Origin of the sequence: uncultured Subdoligranulum sp., from assembly GCF_963931595.1 — a bacterium.
GTDB lineage: Bacteria > Bacillota > Clostridia > Oscillospirales > Ruminococcaceae > Gemmiger.
On record NZ_OZ007030.1, the window covers coordinates 2688316 to 2706356 of the forward strand.

An 18041-nucleotide genomic window follows, 5' to 3' on the forward strand; every position below is an offset into this window, starting at 1 on the left:
AAGGTTCAAGCCTCGTCTTCCCGCGCAAGCCTCCGCAAAACGCAGGCAAAGAAACTACAATCAAAATGCATGGTCAGGGACCATGCATTTTTTATATAGAAAGCAAAATGAAATGTTGGCTGTAGGGCGGGGTCTTGACCCCGCCGGAGAATCTCCTGACCACCGCGGCCCAACATGCTGCCTCCCCCTCTCTTGTATACCCGGTTCAGAGTTTCTTCGCTTCCTTCTTTGCAAAGAAGGAAGAAAAACCGTTTCCAAGCCCCGGGAATGTTCCACGTGGAACATTCCCGGGGCACTTTTTATGGCCGACCCCCTTTTTAAACCCCAAAAGCTGTGTTATAATAGGTCGTGGACCCGTTCTGCGGTCCAAAATCACCCGAAACAGGAGGAAACGCCGTGGCAAAAGTCATCGCAATCGCAAACCAGAAGGGCGGCGTGGGCAAAACCACCACCGCCGTCAATCTGAGCGCCTGCGTGGCGTCGCTGGGCAAAAAAGTCCTGGTGGTGGACCTGGACCCCCAGGGCAACACCACCTCCGGCTACGGCGTGCCCAAAAACAAGCAGGAGTTCGACATCTACACCTGCCTGATGGACGACGACGATGTGCGGGAGGCCATCCTCAAGACCGAGTACAACACCGACCTGCTGCCCTCCAACACCCAGCTGGCGGGCGCGGGCGTGGAACTGGTCAGCATCCCCCGCCGCGAAATGCGGCTGCGCACCGTGCTGGCCCCCGTGGTGCCCCTCTACGACTACATCTTCATCGACTGCCCGCCCTCGCTGGACCTGCTCACCATCAACGGCCTCTGCGCCTGCGATACCGTGCTCATCCCTCTGCAGTGCGAGTTCTACTCCCTGGAGGGCCTCACCGAGCTGATGAGCACCCTCAAAACCGTGCGCAAGAAGTACAACCGCTACCTGGATATTGAGGGCGTGCTCTTCACCATGTATTCGGGACGGCTCAACCTGACCATGCAGGTGGTGGCCCAGGTCAAGAAGTACTACGGCGACAAGGTCTTCAAGACGGTGATCCCCCGGTCGGTGCGTCTCAGCGAGGCGCCCAGCTTCGGCATGCCCATCAACTTCTACGAGCCCAACGGCAAGGGCTGCGAAGCCTACATGGAGCTGGCCCGGGAGTTTTTGAGCAATAACGAGAGATAAAGGAGGTACGCCGATGGCCAAACGCAAACTGGGCGGGCTGGGCAAGGGGCTGGACAGCCTGTTTGCCGACCTGCCCGAAACCACCGCCGACGACGCCGGCGTCACCACCCTGCCCCTGCGGGAGATCGAGCCTGACCCCGACCAGCCCCGCAAGAAGTTCGACGACGAATCCCTGGCGGGGCTTGCGGCCAGCATCACCGAGAACGGGCTGTTGCAGCCCATCGCGGTGCGGCCCAAGCGGCTGGGCACCGGGTATCTGATCATCGCCGGGGAACGCCGCTGGCGGGCCGCCCGGCTGGCCGGGCTGGACGAGGTGCCGGTACTCATCAAGGATGTTACCGACGAACAGGCCGCCGCCCTGGCGCTGATTGAAAACCTCCAGCGGGAGGACCTCGACCCCATCGAGGTGGCCGAGGGCTGCCGTCAGCTGATTGAAAAGTACGGCCTCACCCAGGAGACCGCCGCCAAACGGCTGGGCAAGAGCCGCAGCGCCGTGACAAACTCTCTGCGGCTGCTGGCCCTGCCCGACGAGGTCCGCGCCCAGGTCAGCGCCGGCGCTTTGAGCGCCGGCCACGCCAAGGTGCTGCTGGGCCTGCCCAGTGAGGACCTCATCCGCACCGCCGCCCAGGAGATCACCGAGAAGGGTCTCAATGTGCGGCAGACCGAGGTGCTCTGCAAGAAGCTGGCCAAGCCGCCGAAGCCCCCCAAACCCAAACCCGACCCCTTCCACCGTCCCAAGCGGGCGGTGGAGGTGGAGGCCGCGCTGAAGGAAGTCACCGGCAGCGAGGTCCATGTGGAGTACAAGGACGGCAAGGGCAGCCTGAAGATCGATTTCTACAGCGACGATATGCTGCAGAAGTTCGTCAGTCTGCTGGGCCAGTACGACCCCGAATCCTGAACCCCCATTCCATAGATTCCAGAGGAGTGTAAAAGTATGTTAGACATTCGCTTTGTCCGTGAAAACCCCGAAGCCGTCAAGGAGAACATCCGCAAGAAGTTCCAGGACGCCAAGCTGCCCCTGGTGGACGAGGTCATCAAACTGGACGCCGAGTACCGCGCCGCCATCGGCGAGGCCAGCGACCTGCGGGCCAACCGCAACAAGCTGTCCAAGCAGATCGGCATGCTGATGGGCCAGGCCAAGAAAGATCCCTCCAAGGCCGCCGAGGCGGAGGAGATCAAGAAGCAGGTCACCGCCCAGGCCGACCGCCTGAAGGAACTGGAAGGCAAGGAATCGGAACTCCAGGCCAAGATCCAGGAGATCATGTACACGATCCCCCAGATGATCGACCCCAGCGTGCCCATCGGCCCCGACGACACCCACAACGTGGAAGTGCAGCGCTTCGGCGAGCCGGTCGTGCCCGATTACCCCATCCCCTACCATGTGGATATCATGGAGAGCTTTGACGGCATCGACCTGGATTCCGCCGGTCGTGTGGCGGGCAACGGCTTCTACTATCTGCTGGGCGACATCGCCCGTCTGCACGAGGCGGTGCTGGCCTACGCCCGCGACTTCATGATCGACAAGGGCTTCACCTATGTGATCCCTCCCTTCATGATGCACGGCAACGTGGTGAAGGGCGTCATGTCCTTCCCCGAGATGGACGCCATGATGTACAAGATCGAGGGCGAGGACCTCTACCTCATCGGTACTTCCGAGCACACCATGATCGGCCGGTTCATCGACCAGACGCTGGACGGCGCCAAGCTGCCCCTGACGCTGACCAGCTATTCTCCCTGCTTCCGCAAGGAGAAGGGAGCCCACGGCATCGAGGAGCGCGGCATCTACCGCATCCACCAGTTCGAGAAGCAGGAGATGATCGTCGTCTGCAAGCCGGAGGACAGCATGACCTGGTACGACAAGCTGTGGCATAACTCGGTGGAGCTGTTCCGCTCCATGGAGATCCCGGTGCGGCAGCTGGAGTGCTGCTCCGGCGACCTGGCCGACCTGAAGGTGAAGAGCTGCGACATCGAGGCCTGGAGCCCCCGTCAGCAGAAGTACTTCGAGGTGTGCAGCTGCTCCAACCTGGGCGACGCCCAGGCCCGCCGCCTGCATATCCGCTACAAGGACGAGAACGGCAAGACCCAGCTGGCCCATACCCTGAACAACACCTGCGTAGCGCCGCCGCGTATGCTCATCGCCTTCCTGGAGAACCATCTCCAGGCCGACGGCACCGTCACCATCCCCGAAGTGCTGCGCCCCTACATGGGCGGCAAGGCGCTGCTGGTGCCCAACCACAAGTAAGCTTCTTTCTTTGCAAAGAAAGAAGCAAAGAAACTCCCATCAAACGGCATGGTCTTTTGACCATGCCGTTTTTGTGTGGAAAAAACAGGGGCAAAAGGGATGCTCCGGGGCGCGTTTTGAACCGCATGGTGGAAAACTGTCCGGGAACGACGCATTTTCCACCGGGCGTGGAAAACCCGGTCGAGAAAAAATTGTGCGGTAAAACGTATATTTTAAGACATTTTCAACGAGACTGTTGAAAATGATGGTGGAAAACAGGCGGGGCGAGGGTGGTAAAATCAAAAAAGGACAGCGGAGTGGTATTTTTTCAAAAAAATTGCAAAAACTACTTGACAGGAACCCCTGGAATTCGTATAATAATAGAGCGCTTTCTGATAAGGCGCTTCCAAATGTGGCGGTATAGCTCAGTTGGCTAGAGCATTCGGTTCATACCCGAAGTGTCACCGGTTCAAATCCAGTTACCGCTACCACAGATTACAAGGTTTCGCTAAAATACTTGGGGACCGGTTGCAATAGTGGCCGGTGGGTTGCTTGCTGTTTTAGCGAAATCTTGTATTCTATGCGGCCCGTTGGTCAAGCGGTTAAGACACGGCCCTTTCACGGCTGTAACATGGGTTCGATTCCCGTACGGGTCACCAAAACATCCTGCTCTCAAGGGAGCAGGATGTTTTTCTTTATATCCATGCGGTTTGGGCCGACGTACGGGAATCGAAAAGCTCGTGCCCGCCGTCCGCTCCGGCGGGCAAAAACGGTCCAGTGGACCGTTTTTAGAGCGCGGGAGATTCCCGTACGGGTCACCAAGACTTACTCCTTGTTTTTGACGTTGTTACGTCAGAAACAGGGAGTATTTTTTTATTCATAGCACTGCATACCACAATCATACCACACTTATAAAAAAATGGCAAACGAAAACATCTGTGGAATATGCAGCAGGGAATCCAGGACACCAGCCGAGGGGGCGCTTACCACAATAAACGATTCCGCGATGCAGCCACCGCCCGGGATCTGAACATCAGCTATGATAAACGAATCGGGTGGAGCATCACCCAGCCGACCGATGCTCTTTGCGAGTTCATTCTGGACCAGGGCTGGACCAATATCCAGATGAACCGCATCGAATGGAGTTTCACCCCGCGGGGTGCTGGCAGCGGAAACGCAGCAGGCGGTAAAACAAGCACAACGCCCACCAGCGGAAACGGCCACCACCGCAAATATGTTTGCCCCTGCTGCGGCAACAGCGTCCGGGCCACCAAAGCAGTCAATATTCTGTGCATGGATTGTGGTCGGCAGATGGTTCAGCAATAAAGAAAGCCGGGAGCGCAAGCCCCCGGCATTTTTTGATGTGAACTTTTCAATTTTTCTTTTTGTTGGTTTCCAGTTCGGCGACTTTTTTCTGGTACATCTTCATCAGTTCAGCCACACAAGAGCTTTCCGTCATGGTCTTTACATCGAATCCGTATGCCTGCATCACGGCACGGTCATTGTTCTGGTGTGCCTTGCGCAGTTCCGGCGGCATCAAATCATCATCGTACAAGTCCGCTAAACTGCAATTCGAATAGAGAGCGCGAGCGTCAAGAATTGCCTGGGCTGTCTGCTCGATTTTAGCCTTTTGCGCGTCGGTAGGAGTGGGCCAAGGGAAATTATTATAGACTATGTCATTAGAATATCTATAATCGCTTTTAATTCGCCCACAAACAGTTTTTACCCAAGCCATGTGTACGTTAGAAATCATAATTCCAAAATGATATTTGGTCGCCTGTGGCAACATAGAATTTGCATCTCCACAGATTACATCATAAGGCATAAATCCAAATGGTATATACTTACGCTTTTCTGATGAATGACGCGGAATAAGAATATAGGATGTAGTAGGTTGACGCAATTCCATAAACCGAGTCGGGTAATCAGCGTATTTTCGTGTTGCTGCTTTAGACCTGCTCAATCGAAATTTTTTTGTTTCCTCTATATGATTTCTGAGTAAAGGCAAGTTTTTTATGTCTGCCGGATTATAGACGGGAATCCAAATGCACCAACGTTTTATATTGTGCAGGAACTCTTTTGCTCCGACAAACGGTCGAAGGTACTTTTGTGCAAGAGGTTCTTTTTGGATAAGTTCTTCATATTCTTCTTGGTCCAATAACAAATTGCCGCCGTCTACAGGGCTACTTCCTTTTATTACATCTGGCACATCGCAAAGTGGTTTATTTCTACTTTCGACAAAGATATTCGGTGCATTAAGAAGGTACGGATTTATATTATCAGCCATAATATACCGACTATCGCCACTATATAGTTTCTTTACTTTATTTTCCAATGCACAACTAAACCCAACAATTACACAATGCACATGGGCCTTTAGGCTTGCTTCACTGTCCCAGCGGAAGGTACGGTATGCAAAATCAATATGAATTCCAAAGCGTTCATACAGCGGTTTCCAAACGCCTGCGACCTGCTCGCCCTGGGTAATGGAATTGGTCGAAACAAAAGCCGTGCGAATATCGGTATCCTGCATAAGCTTCGCGGCTTTGAAATACCATCCCGCAACATAGTCAATCTTACCGGCGGTTTTATAGGGGTTCCCCTTCTCGTCCACATAAATGGACAAAATATCCTCTTTCTGGCTCTTACTTTGCAAGGAGTAGCCCACAAACGGCGGATTGCCCATGATATAGTTCAGCCGGGTCTTGGGCACAACTTCTTCCCAATCCATCCGCAGGGCGTTGCCTTCCACAATATAGGCGTTGGTTTTTAGGGGCAGGAACTCCAGCGGCACCAGAAGGATTTTCTCGGTTTCCTTCATCATCTGGCTTTCGGCAATCCAGAGTGCCGTCTTGGCGACCGTCACCGCGAAGTCATTGATTTCGATGCCGTAAAATTGGGAAATGGAAACCTGTATCGGGCTTTCGCTGGCTGAATACATAGCCATCTGACCGTGCAGCAGTTCCAACAGAACCCGGTTTTCCAAACGACGCAAACTCAGATAAGTTTCCGTCAGGAAGTTGCCAGAACCACACGCCGGGTCCAGAAAAGTCAGGGATGCCAGCTTGCGCTGGTAGGCTTTCAGCTTGGCCATCTTGGTGCGGTCCACCGCAATGGCACAGATTTCGTCCAGTTCCCCTTTCAAATCATCCAGAAACAGAGGGTCTATTACCTTGTGAATATTCTCGATGCTGGTATAGTGCATACCCCCGCTGCGGCGTGTTTCAGGGTTCAAGGTGCTTTCAAAGACAGCCCCAAAAATGGTGGGACTGATTTCCGACCAGTTGAAATCTTCACTGGCCTTTACCAGAAGCAGATTTCGAATCTCATCGGTAAAGGGGGGAATCTCGATATCTTCATCCGAGAAAAGTCCACCGTTCACATAGGGGAAAGCAGCCAGTTCCGGGTTATCGTCCTTGAGATAGGGGTCCCGGTCTTCCGGCTTGGTGTCCAGCACCCGGAACAGCTCCAACACTGCTTTGCGCATACTGCGTGTATCAAAAGCAGACAGATAATCATGGAACATCCCATGGTGGCCGAAAATACCGGCATCCTCGGCATACAGGCAAAAGACCAGGCGCACGCACAGTTTGTTCAGACTTTTCAAGGCTCGTTCGCTTTCCGGATCTGCATACTGTTTCAAGAAAGCATCGTACAACAGTCCGACAATCTCACCGGCGGCAATGGAAACTTCCATCTCCCGTTTCAGATGCTCATTGCCGGAATCTACCAGAAATTGCAGCCGATAGGCTTCGCTTTCCAGGTTTTCCAGCTTGATAACCTCCGGCTCCCCCTGGGGGCGTTCCATATCATACACATAAAAGGTGCTGAAATTGCAGGTGATGACCCAGCGCGGATGTTTGGACAACGGCAATTCGGTAATATACCGCTTGGCCTGTTGGAACGGCGACAGATAGGAACCGTCCGACTGACGGATTCCTTTCTTCATATCCTTGTCCAGTGCTTTTTGCTCAATCAGTACGCGAGTGGATGGAATATAACCATCAATAAAACTGGTGTGGTCCAGATGGACCTGGTCCTCAAATTCAATAAACTGTTCCGGATGCTCCACGCCGTAAACATCCCGAAGCAAAGAAAGCCAGAAAGGTTGACTTTCGCCTTTTTCATAGCCTTTTCCCTTCCAGTATTCGGCAAACTCTTTTGCTGCTTTCTTCTGTTGTGCATCCGTCATCCTTTTCACCTCGTAGCACAGTTCTTACGTATCATGATAGCATAAACCGTACCACACAGCAAATAGAAACGAATCCACTTTATGATGAAAAAAGAGCAGGTTCCCACGGTACCTGCCCTTTGATGTATACATATCAATTATTTATCTTTATCATCCGGCTTGAAGGGGTCCTTGAAATTGAACCCTTGAAAAAGCGTTCCGTCCGGCATGATGAAGCGCCCCTGTGCATCCTTGGGAATTTCGGTATCCGCTTTACCATCCCCCAAAATGATGGTAGACAAGGTAGCGTCTGCTTTTCCACAAATACGGATATCCATATTGTTTTTAATCTGACCATTCAGAATATTGGCGTCCGGGCGCTGGGTTGCCAAAAACAAATGGATGCCAAAAGCACGTCCCTGCCGGGCAATCGTCGAAAGATAGCTTTCGATATTTTCTTTGCGTTCTTTGGTCTTTCCGGCCTTATCCAGCATTTCCGCAACCTCGTCGCACGCTACAACAATTCTTGGAAACTCCCGGTTCACCTTTTCCCTGTACTCCGGAAGGCTGCGCACATCGTGAGCCAGATAGTCCTTTTTGCGACGTTCCAGTTCTTCAACAACAGACGACAACTCCGCCAGTGTATCCTTGTCCTTCTCAACGACACGAACGCCGTGCCGCTATGCTGCGAATGCTTTTCATCTTGATCTTCTCCTCTTTCCTTTGCGCTTTTTTCCATTATAGCACGGCCGGGCGGCGGCTTCCATCCCCCTGCCGGTTGATTCCGCACCGCGCCACGGTATATAATAGAGAAAAATCCCGCAAAGGACATTTTTTCCATGAATCTGACTGTTTCGGGTCCGGGGCGCATCGCCGCCCTGGACATTGCCCGGGGCTTTGCCATTCTGGCGGTGGTGGCCTCCCATGCCCAGCTGCTGTGGGCTCCCGCGGCGCCCTGGATCTATGAATTCTATGTGCCCCTCTTCTTTGTGCTGGCGGGGTATCTGGCCTCGGCCAGCCGTCCGCTCCAGCGGCTGGGACGGATGGTGCGGCAGTATTTTACCGTCTGCGCCGTGCTGTTCGTGATCTGGTTCGTGCTCTATCCCCTGCGGGGCGAGGACACCGACCTGATCGGCCGGGCGGTGTTCAGCGTGGTGTACGGCCGGTTCTACGACCCCGCCAACCCGGTGCTGGTGAACTGTCTGTGGGCCGGGCAGCTGTGGTTCCTGACCCTGTTGGTGACGGCCACGGCGCTGTTCTACCTGGTCCGGCGGCTGCTGGGCCCGCCCTGGCGGCTGGCGGTGGCGCTGGTCGTGCTGCTGGCGGCCGCCCAGCTGCTGCGCGCCACCCCCGTGCTGCTGCCCTGGTGTCTGGACACCGCACCCATGGGCGCCGCCTATATGCTGATGGGCCATGCCCTGGCCGGGCTGGATTTTGCCCGGCAGCCGTTCCAGCCACGGCAGCTGCCGCTGCTGATCGTCTGTGCAGTGGCGTACATTCAGCGCCACGACACCTACGACCTGAATCTGCGGGTCTACGGCCGGTACGCGGACTGGCGGGGGACGGTATCCTTTTTCCTGGCCGGGACCGCCGGCACCGTGCTGTGCATTGCGGTCTGCGCCCTGCTGGCCAGGGTGCCGCTGGTGAGCACCGTATTGCAGGCCGCGGGACGCCACAGCATGGAGATCTTCTGCTGGCATATCTTCGGGCTGTGGGTGCTGGATTCGGTCTGGATGCGCCTGCCCGACGCCTTCCCCGCCGATGCCCCTGCCGCACGACTGCTTTTCGCCCTGCTGGCACTGGTGGGAATACCCCTCGTTTGTTCCTTTGTTCCTTCTTTGCAAAGAAGGAACCGAAGAAACTCTAAACAATAACCCCCCATGACTGTGATGTTCCCGGTTTGTTCTTTCCTGGGAGAGGGAGCCAAAGTACCTCCAATAAAACTACCCCGCAGGGTTTTCACCCTGCGGGGTAGTTTTGGTTGAAAGTTCTTTTGGTTCTTTTCTTTCTAAGAAAAGAACAGAACCCGCGCAACCATCACAGCTCGATCTTGCCGAAGGCGAAGTCGTCGCCGTCATGGATATGTTCAGCCGGCTTGGGTGCCATGGGCTGGGCGTTGGGATCCCGGGGCGCATCGGCAAACTCGCGGCCCGGCACACTGGACCGGGGCCCGCCGTACCGGCTTCCGCCTTCCCGGCGCGGTCCGCGTCCGCCGCGACCACTGCGTCCGCCGTCCCGACGGGGTCCGCGTCCACCATCCCGGCGTCCACGTCCACCGCGGCCGCCACGGGCATTCCGGGCGTTGTCCCGGTCCGGCAGGTTGCTGGCGTTGGGATCGGTGGAATAAATCACCACGCGGCGGCTGGGCCCTTCGCCCTTGCTCTCGCTGCGCACACCCTCGATGTCCGCCACCGCCGTGTGAATGATATGCCGCTCATAGGGGTTCATGGGCTCCATCTCATAATAGCAGCCCGTGCGGATGACCCGGTCGGCGATCCGCTTGGCCAGCGCCGTCAGGTCGTCCTCCCGCTTGTCGCGGTAACCGCCCACGTCCAGGCCCAGCTTCACGTAGGGACCCTCCATCCGGTTCACCACCAGGCTCGCCAGGTAGGAAAGGCTCTCCATCGTCTCGCCCCGGCGCCCGATCAGCGCGCCCATGTGGCTGCCGCTCACCCGCAGAATGGTGGCTTCGCCCTTCTTCAGCGCCGAGAAGGTGAAATCCTCCACCCCCATCAGCTTGAAAATCGGCGTCAGGTACTCCACCGCCGCCTGCAGCCGCGGGTCGGCATCGATGTCCAGCGCCTCTTCCGCCGCCGTGTCCGCCTCCTGGACGGGCTCAGCGGCCTCCTGGGCGGCTTCTTCGGCCGGGGCTGGGGTCTCTTCCACCGGGGCCTCCACGGCCTCCACAGGGGCCGGTGCGGCGGTCTCGGGCGCCGTGTCCTCCGGCTCCTCCACCTTCACCCGCACCTTCGCAGGGATCACCTTGAACAGTTTGCGGGCAGGGAATTCCAGGACTTCATAGCTCACGTTCAGATCGTCACGATCCACGCCCAGCGCTTCGCAGGCCGCCGCTACGGCGTCCTCTACGGTGCGGGCACTCATCTCAATGGTGCGCATGATTCTCCCTCCTTGTTATTTCTGCAACGGTGTGGTCCGTTCATCCTTGTACAGCTCGGCTTCCCGCTTGCGCGCCAGCTCCAGACGCAGCTTGTTCGCCTCGCTGCCGGTCACTTCCTTGGTCACGGTCTGGCCGTTCTCCTCGATGGTCATCGTCTTTTTCTTCTTCTTCTCGGCACGCTTGGCCGCCAGTTCCGCCTCATACTGGGCCTTGAACTTCTCGGGGCTGTAGATCTTGTAGGTTACAAAGCTCTGCAGGATCTGGAACAGGTTGGACACACCGTAGTACAGCGAGAAACCGACCGGCGCATTGAAGCAGAAGGAAACGAACATCAGGTTCATCACCCACATCATGACCTTCATGCTGGTCTGCATCTGGTTGCCCATGCCGGACAGTTTCTGGGTGAAGAAATAGCTCAGCAGCATGGTCACGGCGGCAATGATGGGGAAGATGGCGATGGGCGTCACATGGAAGCCGGGGATATCGCACATATCCATGCCGAAGAAGGAGGTGTTGAAGTTCTGGATCTCGGTGACCACGCTGGCCGGGATGATGTCGGGGCTGATGGGGGCACCCTGATGGATGGCCTGGATCAGCGAGGTCTGCATGGTGGCGGCGTTGGCGGTGGCCAGCCCCAGGGCCTCACAGGCCTGGCGCACGGCGGCGTCGGAGACACCGAAGATGTAGTGCACCGGATAGTACACGACACCCAGGAAACCGAACAGCACCAGCATGGTCAGCAGCATGGGCAGACAGCCGGCCATGGGATTGAACCCGTGTTCCTGCTGCAGCTTCATCAGCTCTTCCTGCTGCTTCTGGGGGTTGTTTTTGTATTTCTGCTGGATTTCATTCATCAGCGGCTGGAACACCGACATCTTGGCCATGGATTTCTGCTGGTGAATCGCCAGCGGAAAAAGCAGCAGCTTCAGAATGATGGTGGCGACTACCATCGTCGCCGCGTAGTTGCCGATGAGGTTGTACAGAACCTTCACCAGCGGGCCAATCAGGATGGCCAGGAAGTAGAGAATTTGCATAGCTTGTCCATTCTGCCCCGGCTGCGCCCGGAAGCGTGTATTTTAAAGTAGGTCTTTGCCGCGCAGCGCAAAGACATGAGAAGCATAAGAAACGGGTTTATTCCTACTTTCTTTGCAAAGAAAGTAGGCAAAGAAACTCTGACATAATAGTCCGGGAAGTATGCGTTCCCGTAAGGCGGACGGCATCCCGGGCCTTGGGTATCTGTTTTTCCGGCGGCTGTAGGGCGGGGTCTTGACCCCGCCGGAACATTGGGCGGCCACCGCAAAACCCCGCGGCGGGGAAGAATCCCCACCCTACAAGATACCCGCAAAAGGTCCGCCTCACCCCCGGGTGAGTTTCCGTTTTTCATTGACCCATCGTCCCTTTTCGGGCACCGGGTCGAAGCCGAACTTGCACAGGGGATTGCAGCGCAGCAGCCGCCAGACCGTCAGGAGCAGGCCCTTCACAAGTCCGTGGACGGCCAGCGCCTGCATGGCGTATTCGCTGCAGGTGGGTATGAACCGGCAGTGATGCCCCAGATGCGGGCTGATATATTTTTTGTAGCCGCGCAGCAGCGCGATGAGCAGCCGGGTCATTGGGGATTTTCCACCGGCTGGGCGGGCTTGGCCAGGTCGGGCAGGCCCGCCTTGGCAAAGAGTTTGCCCAGCGTCTTGCTCAGCTGGGTGCTCTTCAGGTGGGGGGTCTGACCGCGCGCTACCAGTATTATATCATATCCGCCGATATTTTGCGAGAGATGTTCGCTCAGTGCGGCCCGCATCACGCGGCGGCAGCGGTTGCGCTGTACGGCATGGCCCACCTTCTTGGTGGCGGTCAGCCCGATGCGGGTATACCCCAGCCGGTTTTTCGCCACGTAGAGCACCACATGGGGATGCACGTAGCTCTTGCCGCGGCCGTACACGCGGTTATATTGCCAGTTTTTGTTCAAGGTGCGGTAACGCATGGGCAAAACTCCACAAAACGATTCACGAGGGGCCGGCACCAACCTGCGGGCCTGTTCCCCTCTTTGTTGTCGTTCGAAAAAAGGGCTGCTGACCCAGTTGCCAGCAACCCTTTACTTCCTTCATTTCCAAAGATCAGACCGTCAGGCTCTTGCGACCCTTGGCACGACGACGGGCCAGGACCTTGCGGCCGTTCTTGGTGCTCATGCGCTGCAGGAAACCATGCACGCGGCTGCGCTGACGCTTCTTGGGCTGGAAAGTACGCTTCATTTTTCATTCCTCCTGTTGAATTCCCGGTATGGGCGGTTGGTTCAGGGCTTTGCCCATACAGGGGCAGCCTTGCAGTCTTAGATTATACGCGATAACGGCAGCATTTGTCAATAGTTTTGGGGATAAATTTTTCGTTCCGCCGTACAGTTGTGGCCCCCGAAATCCATACCCCCATATTTAGTGGCTTCCTTTGCCGTGAACGTCACCAAAAAAGTTCCTACTTTATTATAATAGGGTGTTGTTTTGAACCCCCTTTTGTGGTATACTGTATGTAGTGTTTTTGCGCCCTTCATGAAGCCAGGACGCCCTGCAAATTTTTGTTTGCACCGCGCTGCGCTCAGGGCGCGATTTTTAACAGGAAGTGGGGAGTATCGTAAGTCATGGATTCCATCAACGACGTATTGGACGCGGCCAAGGCCTATTGCCGTGAACATACTGCCGAGGCAACCTATCAATACTACATCAGCGACATCAAAGCCGTCAGCTTTGAGAATTCCAACACCATCACGCTGGAGATCCGCAACGCCTTCATTCTGGGCATTGTGTCGGACCGGTACACCGCGATGCTGAAGGATGCCTTCAAGTCTGTACTGGGATTTGATGTCGATCTTGTGTTCGTCACCCCGAAAAAAGAGGAAGAGCCGGAAAAGCCCAAGCTGGAAGAAAAGAATTTGCCCAGCGGCCGGTACGATTTCACCTTCGAGAACTTCATCAAGGGTCCCTCCAACCAGTTTGCCTATGCGGCGGCCCAGGCTGTCGCGGCGAATCCGTCGGGGGCGTACAATCCGCTGTTCATCTACGGACCGTCGGGCCTGGGCAAGACCCATCTGCTCAACGCCATCCAGATCGAGATCAAAAAGAACCACCCGGATTTCAACATCGTCTATGTGGACTGTGAAATGTTCACCAACGAGATCATCACGGCGGTGAAGACGGCCACCACCGAACAGTTCCGGCAGAAGTACCGTCAGGCGGACGTATTGCTCATCGACGATATCCAGTTCCTGGCGGGCAAGGAGAGCACCCAGGAGGAATTCTTCCACACCTTCAACACGCTGCACAACGACGGGCGGCAGATCGTGATTGCGTCGGATCGTCCGGCCAAGGAGATCAAGAGCCTGGAGGAGCGGCTGCGCACCCGGTTCGAGTGGGGCCTGACCGCCGACATTCAGCCGCCGGATTTCGAGACCCGCGTGGCCATCGTGAAGCGGAAGGCGGAGCTTCTCAACCTGGACCTGCCCGACGACGTGGCGGAGTATATTGCCAATCATCTGAAGCAGAATATCCGGCAGCTGGAAGGCGCGGTGAAGAAGCTGAACGCCTATTACATGCTGGAGGGCATTGCCCCCTGCATCGGCGTGACGACGACCGCCATCAAGGATACGCTGAACGACAGCCAGCCCATCCCGGTGACCATTGAGAAGATTCTCAACGAGGTGGCGCGGACCTACAATGTGATGCCGGCGGATATCCGGGGCAAGAAGCGCAACGCCAACGTGAGCGCGGCCCGGCAGATGACCATGTATATCATCCGGGAAGTGACCGGCATGAGCATGGAGGCCATCGGTCAGGAGTTCCAGCGGGATCATTCCACCGTGGTGTATTCCATCAAGACGATGGCGGAAAACATCACCAGGGACCAGCACCTCAAAGAGATGTGCAGCGATATCATGAAGAACGTCCGCACGTGAGTGTTCTTTCTTTGCAAAGAAAGAACCAAAGAAACTCCAACCAAAATCGAACGATGTTCGATTTTTATAAAAAAGAAAAGGGTCATCCCCGCTGCGGGACGTGGCTTTGAAAGTTCTTTGCCTACTTTCTTTCAAGAAAGTAGGTGCAAAGAAAGTACAATCAACTTATCCACAGAGTTTTCCCTTTTCAACAGGCGGTTTTCAAGAACCGCGGTGAAAAACTCGGGTTTTCAAGGTTTTCCACCACTTTCTGCACAGACGGTGGAGAAAAACTCAACCTCCGTTTTCCGCGCCGTTACCGAAGCGCGCGGACTTTTCCACCGTTTTCACACCCCCTACTACTACTACGAGAATAGTTAATAGTTTCTGCTTCCAAAACCAGATTCAGTTCGCGGTTTTCTTGCCAAAAAGATGCCGGATCTGTGGAAAACAAAAACAGAAACAAACTATCCTCTTGAATACAGTCGGGTCTTTCAGCTGAACAAAGACCGAGAAAGGACCTGCCATGAAATTTGAATGCGAAAAATCCCTTCTGGCTTCGGCGATCGAAGGCGTTTCCCGCGCCATTACCAACCGTTCGGCGATCCCCGTGCTGGAAGGCATCTACCTGAAAGCCGAGGGCTTCAACCTGACCCTCACCGGCTACGACATGGAAATGGGCATCACCACCACCATCGAATGCAACGTCCTTGTACCCGGTGAAACGGTACTGGAGGCGAAACTCCTGCTCTCCATGGTCAGCCGTATGCCCGCCGGCGATGTGCGCATCGAACTCACCGACGAAGGCCAGGCCATCATCAGCGGCGGTGTGGCGGAATTCGAGATCCCCGCCATGAACGCTTCGGACTACCCCAGCCTGCCCGTCACCGGCGCCGACAACACCATGACCATCCCCACCAGCATGATGCGGGACCTCATCGAAAAAACCATCTACGCCGTCAGCCAGGACGACAAGAAACCCGCCCACACCGGCGAACTCTTCGTCATTGAGCCGGGCAGCCTCACCATTGTGGCGCTGGACGGCTACCGTCTGGCCATCATCCAGCGGGACGTGGAATGCACCCGGGATATCCGCATCATCATTCCCGCCAAAACCCTGCAGGAACTCTTAAAGATCATGGGCGGGCCGGACGACCCCGTCAAGATCGACGCCAACCGCCGGTATGTGGTGTTCACCACCAACGGCTACACCATCATGAGCCGCCTGATCGAGGGCGACTTCCTCAACTACGAGAGCGTCATCCCCAAAGACAAAAAGACCCGGGTGACGGTGGACTGCAAGACCTTCATCAGCACCATTGAGCGTGCGTCGCTGATCATCACCGAGCGGCTGAAGAACCCGCTGCGCATCACCTTTGCCGAGGACAAGATCACCGTGCGGTGCCAGACCCCGCTTGGCAAAGTGGTGGACGAGTTCCCGCCCGTGGCCATGACCGGCGACCCTGTGGAGATCGGCTTCAACAACCGCTATCTGCTGGACGCCATGCGGTATTCGAAATGCGAGCGGATGGTGCTGGAAATCAACGGACCGTTGAGCCCCGTGAAGATCCTGCCCGAGGACGGCAAGGACTTCATCTATCTGGTGCTGCCGGTCCGGTTCAAGAACGAGGGCTGATCCTATGGAAAAACTGCGGATCCATACCGAGTATATCAAGCTGGACGCGCTGCTGAAATTCGCCGGCCTGTGTGAGACGGGCGGCGAAGCCAAGGAACTGATCCAGGGCGGCCAGGTGAAGGTCAATGGCGAAGTGTGCACCATGCGGGGCAAGAAATGCCGCGCCGGTGACACGGTGGAACTGGACGGCCAGACCGTGCAGGTCGCGGAGGGCGGCTGATGCGCCTTGAGCATCTGGAACTCACCGACCACCGCAACATCGCCCACGCCGTGCTGGACCCCGACCCCAACTTAACGGTCCTGTGCGGGCCCAACGGCCAGGGCAAGACCAATTTGCTGGAAGCCATCTGGCTGCTCACCGGCGGCAAGAGTTTCCGGGGCGCCAAGGACGCCGAACTCATCCGCCGCGGCTGCGAATTTTCCGTGCTGGAAGGTTCCTTTGAGACGGCGGGCAGCGAGAAAACCATCCGCCTGACGGTGGGGGCCAGGGGCAGTCAGCGCCCGGGGCGCACCGGCAAGCTCAACGGCGTGGACCAGGGCCGGGCCGCCGCATTGGCGGGCAATTTCCAGGCCGTGGTGTTCGAGCCGGACCTTTTGGCTCTCGTCAAGGGCGGGCCCGAGGGGCGGCGCCGGTTTCTCGATTCGGCGCTCTGCCAGGTGTTCCGGCCCTATCTGGTGGCTTTGCGGCGGTACATGCGGCTGGTGGCCCAGAAAAACGCCCTTCTGAAAAGCTATGAGATCACGCCAAATGGCGCGCTGCTGCTGGACGCCTACAACGAGCAGCTGGCCCAGTACGGCGGGCAGATCATGGCCCACCGGCAGAAATTTGTGGAGGCGCTGGCCCCCGCGGCGGCGCAGAACTACGCGGAAATTTCCCACGGGGCGGAGGTGTTCGCCCTGCGGTACCAGTGCTGTGCCGAAGCCCCCACCGCCGACGCCCTGGCCGAAAAGCTGGCGGCGGTGCGCAGCGCCGAATTGCGGGCGGGGTTCTGTCTGACGGGACCCCACCGGGAGGACCTGGACCTGCAGCTGGACGGCCAGCCCGCCCGGGTCTTTGGCAGCCAGGGCCAGCAGCGCAGCTGTGTGCTGGCCATGAAACTGGCGGAGGCCACCGTGGTGGGAGACTTTTTCGGGGAACACCCGGTGCTTTTGCTGGACGATGTGCTCAGCGAGCTGGACGACGACCGGCAGACCTATCTGCTCACCCGGATGGGGGAGCACCAGACCATCGTCACCACCTGCGACACGGCGGCTTTTGCCCGGACCAACGGCAAGATCGTCTATGTGAAGGGCGGGCAGGCGTCGGAGAGGCCGCTGTAGGGCGGGGATTCTTCCCCGCCGCGGGATGTTGCCGTGACCGCTCGATGCTCCGGCGGGGTCAAGACCCCGCCCTACAGCCAGCGGAAAAACAGATACCCAAGGCCCGGGAAATCGTCAGCCTTACGGGAACGCATACTTCACGGACTATTCTGTTGGAGTTTCTTTGCCTACTTTCTTTGCAAAGAAAGTAGGAGAAAAAAGGGTAGTACCATGTATTTTCATGCCGGACAGGATTTTGTGCTGAACACCCGGGATGTGCTGGGTGTGTTCGACCTGGAGACGGCGGGGGCATCCCGCCGCACCCAGGCCTTCTTTCAGACGGCCGAGTCGGAGGGCGCCGTGGTGGACCTGTGCGCCCCCGGCACGCTGCCCCGCAGCTTCATCCTCACCGACTTCCCCGACGAAACGCTGTACTTGAGTCAGCTGTCCCCCGCGGCGCTGAAAAAACGCGCCGAAAAGGCCGAATGGTAGCGGCCACCCCAACGACACAACCACTTTGTA

At 56.9% G+C, this 18041-nt stretch carries 16 protein-coding genes, 2 tRNA genes and 1 pseudogene; 12 read left to right on the top strand and 7 right to left on the bottom strand.

The window, feature by feature from the left end:
• Nucleotides 1-396 precede the first annotated feature (396 nt).
• From ABGT73_RS12855 to ABGT73_RS12880, 6 genes are all read left to right on the top strand, one after another.
• Nucleotides 397-1161: a ParA family protein gene (locus ABGT73_RS12855; protein WP_346670061.1), complete on the top strand. Its 765-nt coding sequence runs from the start codon at nucleotides 397-399 to the stop codon at nucleotides 1159-1161.
• A gap of 13 nt (nucleotides 1162-1174) precedes the next feature.
• Nucleotides 1175-2059, top strand: a complete 885-nt coding sequence (locus ABGT73_RS12860) for a ParB/RepB/Spo0J family partition protein (protein WP_346670062.1) — start codon at nucleotides 1175-1177, stop codon at nucleotides 2057-2059.
• A 36-nt stretch (nucleotides 2060-2095) separates the two neighbouring features.
• Entirely contained in the window at nucleotides 2096-3403 is a 1308-nt protein-coding gene (gene serS / locus ABGT73_RS12865; protein ID WP_346670063.1) for a serine--tRNA ligase, read from the top strand.
• A 393-nt stretch (nucleotides 3404-3796) separates the two neighbouring features.
• A tRNA-Met gene (locus tag ABGT73_RS12870) sits at nucleotides 3797-3873 on the top strand.
• A 93-nt stretch (nucleotides 3874-3966) separates the two neighbouring features.
• Nucleotides 3967-4041: transfer RNA gene (locus ABGT73_RS12875), tRNA-Glu, on the top strand.
• A 286-nt stretch (nucleotides 4042-4327) separates the two neighbouring features.
• A complete protein-coding gene (locus ABGT73_RS12880; RefSeq protein WP_346670064.1) occupies nucleotides 4328-4708 on the top strand; it encodes a hypothetical protein in 381 nt (126 codons plus the stop codon).
• A gap of 46 nt (nucleotides 4709-4754) precedes the next feature.
• Here the strand turns inward: ABGT73_RS12880 and ABGT73_RS12885 are convergent, their stop codons facing one another.
• The gene (locus ABGT73_RS12885) at nucleotides 4755-7574 is read right to left on the bottom strand and encodes a DNA methyltransferase (protein ID WP_346670065.1); all 2820 of its coding nucleotides are present in this window, start codon (nucleotides 7572-7574) and stop codon (nucleotides 4755-4757) included.
• A gap of 137 nt (nucleotides 7575-7711) precedes the next feature.
• A pseudogene (locus ABGT73_RS12890) lies at nucleotides 7712-8206 on the bottom strand (FtsK/SpoIIIE domain-containing protein); the annotation flags it as partial.
• Between the two features lie 186 nt (nucleotides 8207-8392).
• Between ABGT73_RS12890 and ABGT73_RS12895 the strand changes: the two are divergent.
• On the top strand, nucleotides 8393-9427 hold the full coding sequence (locus tag ABGT73_RS12895) for an acyltransferase (protein WP_346670066.1): 1035 nt from the start codon (nucleotides 8393-8395) through the stop codon (nucleotides 9425-9427).
• 163 nt (nucleotides 9428-9590) lie between these two features.
• Here the strand turns inward: ABGT73_RS12895 and jag are convergent, their stop codons facing one another.
• From jag to rpmH, 5 genes are all read right to left on the bottom strand, one after another.
• Nucleotides 9591-10670, bottom strand: a complete 1080-nt coding sequence (jag, locus tag ABGT73_RS12900; protein WP_346670067.1) for an RNA-binding cell elongation regulator Jag/EloR — start codon at nucleotides 10668-10670, stop codon at nucleotides 9591-9593.
• Nucleotides 10671-10685: 15 nt separating this feature from the next.
• Nucleotides 10686-11705: a YidC/Oxa1 family membrane protein insertase gene (locus ABGT73_RS12905; protein WP_346670068.1), complete on the bottom strand. Its 1020-nt coding sequence runs from the start codon at nucleotides 11703-11705 to the stop codon at nucleotides 10686-10688.
• A 321-nt stretch (nucleotides 11706-12026) separates the two neighbouring features.
• Nucleotides 12027-12281: a membrane protein insertion efficiency factor YidD gene (gene yidD / locus ABGT73_RS12910; protein WP_346670069.1), complete on the bottom strand. Its 255-nt coding sequence runs from the start codon at nucleotides 12279-12281 to the stop codon at nucleotides 12027-12029.
• A complete protein-coding gene (gene rnpA, locus ABGT73_RS12915; protein ID WP_346670070.1) occupies nucleotides 12278-12646 on the bottom strand; it encodes a ribonuclease P protein component in 369 nt (122 codons plus the stop codon). The genes yidD and rnpA overlap by 4 nt, the downstream gene beginning before the upstream one ends.
• 133 nt (nucleotides 12647-12779) lie before the next feature.
• Nucleotides 12780-12914, bottom strand: a complete 135-nt coding sequence (gene rpmH / locus ABGT73_RS12920; RefSeq protein WP_007048468.1) for a 50S ribosomal protein L34 — start codon at nucleotides 12912-12914, stop codon at nucleotides 12780-12782.
• 380 nt (nucleotides 12915-13294) lie between these two features.
• Here rpmH and dnaA point away from each other — a divergent pair, with 380 nt between their 5' ends.
• The 5 genes from dnaA to ABGT73_RS12945 all read left to right on the top strand — a co-directional run bounded on the left by dnaA (nucleotide 13295) and on the right by ABGT73_RS12945 (nucleotide 18011).
• On the top strand, nucleotides 13295-14605 hold the full coding sequence (gene dnaA / locus ABGT73_RS12925) for a chromosomal replication initiator protein DnaA (RefSeq protein WP_346670071.1): 1311 nt from the start codon (nucleotides 13295-13297) through the stop codon (nucleotides 14603-14605).
• A 505-nt stretch (nucleotides 14606-15110) separates the two neighbouring features.
• Nucleotides 15111-16220, top strand: a complete 1110-nt coding sequence (dnaN, locus tag ABGT73_RS12930) for a DNA polymerase III subunit beta (RefSeq protein WP_346670072.1) — start codon at nucleotides 15111-15113, stop codon at nucleotides 16218-16220.
• A 4-nt stretch (nucleotides 16221-16224) separates the two neighbouring features.
• Nucleotides 16225-16440 (top strand): RNA-binding S4 domain-containing protein, encoded by a 216-nt coding sequence (locus ABGT73_RS12935; protein ID WP_346670073.1) that lies wholly within the window; start codon nucleotides 16225-16227, stop codon nucleotides 16438-16440.
• Nucleotides 16440-17540: a DNA replication/repair protein RecF gene (gene recF, locus ABGT73_RS12940; protein ID WP_346670074.1), complete on the top strand. Its 1101-nt coding sequence runs from the start codon at nucleotides 16440-16442 to the stop codon at nucleotides 17538-17540. Before ABGT73_RS12935 ends, recF begins: the two co-directional genes overlap by 1 nt.
• A gap of 210 nt (nucleotides 17541-17750) precedes the next feature.
• Nucleotides 17751-18011, top strand: a complete 261-nt coding sequence (locus ABGT73_RS12945) for an extracellular matrix regulator RemB (RefSeq protein ID WP_346670075.1) — start codon at nucleotides 17751-17753, stop codon at nucleotides 18009-18011.
• Nucleotides 18012-18041: the final 30 nt, after the last annotated feature.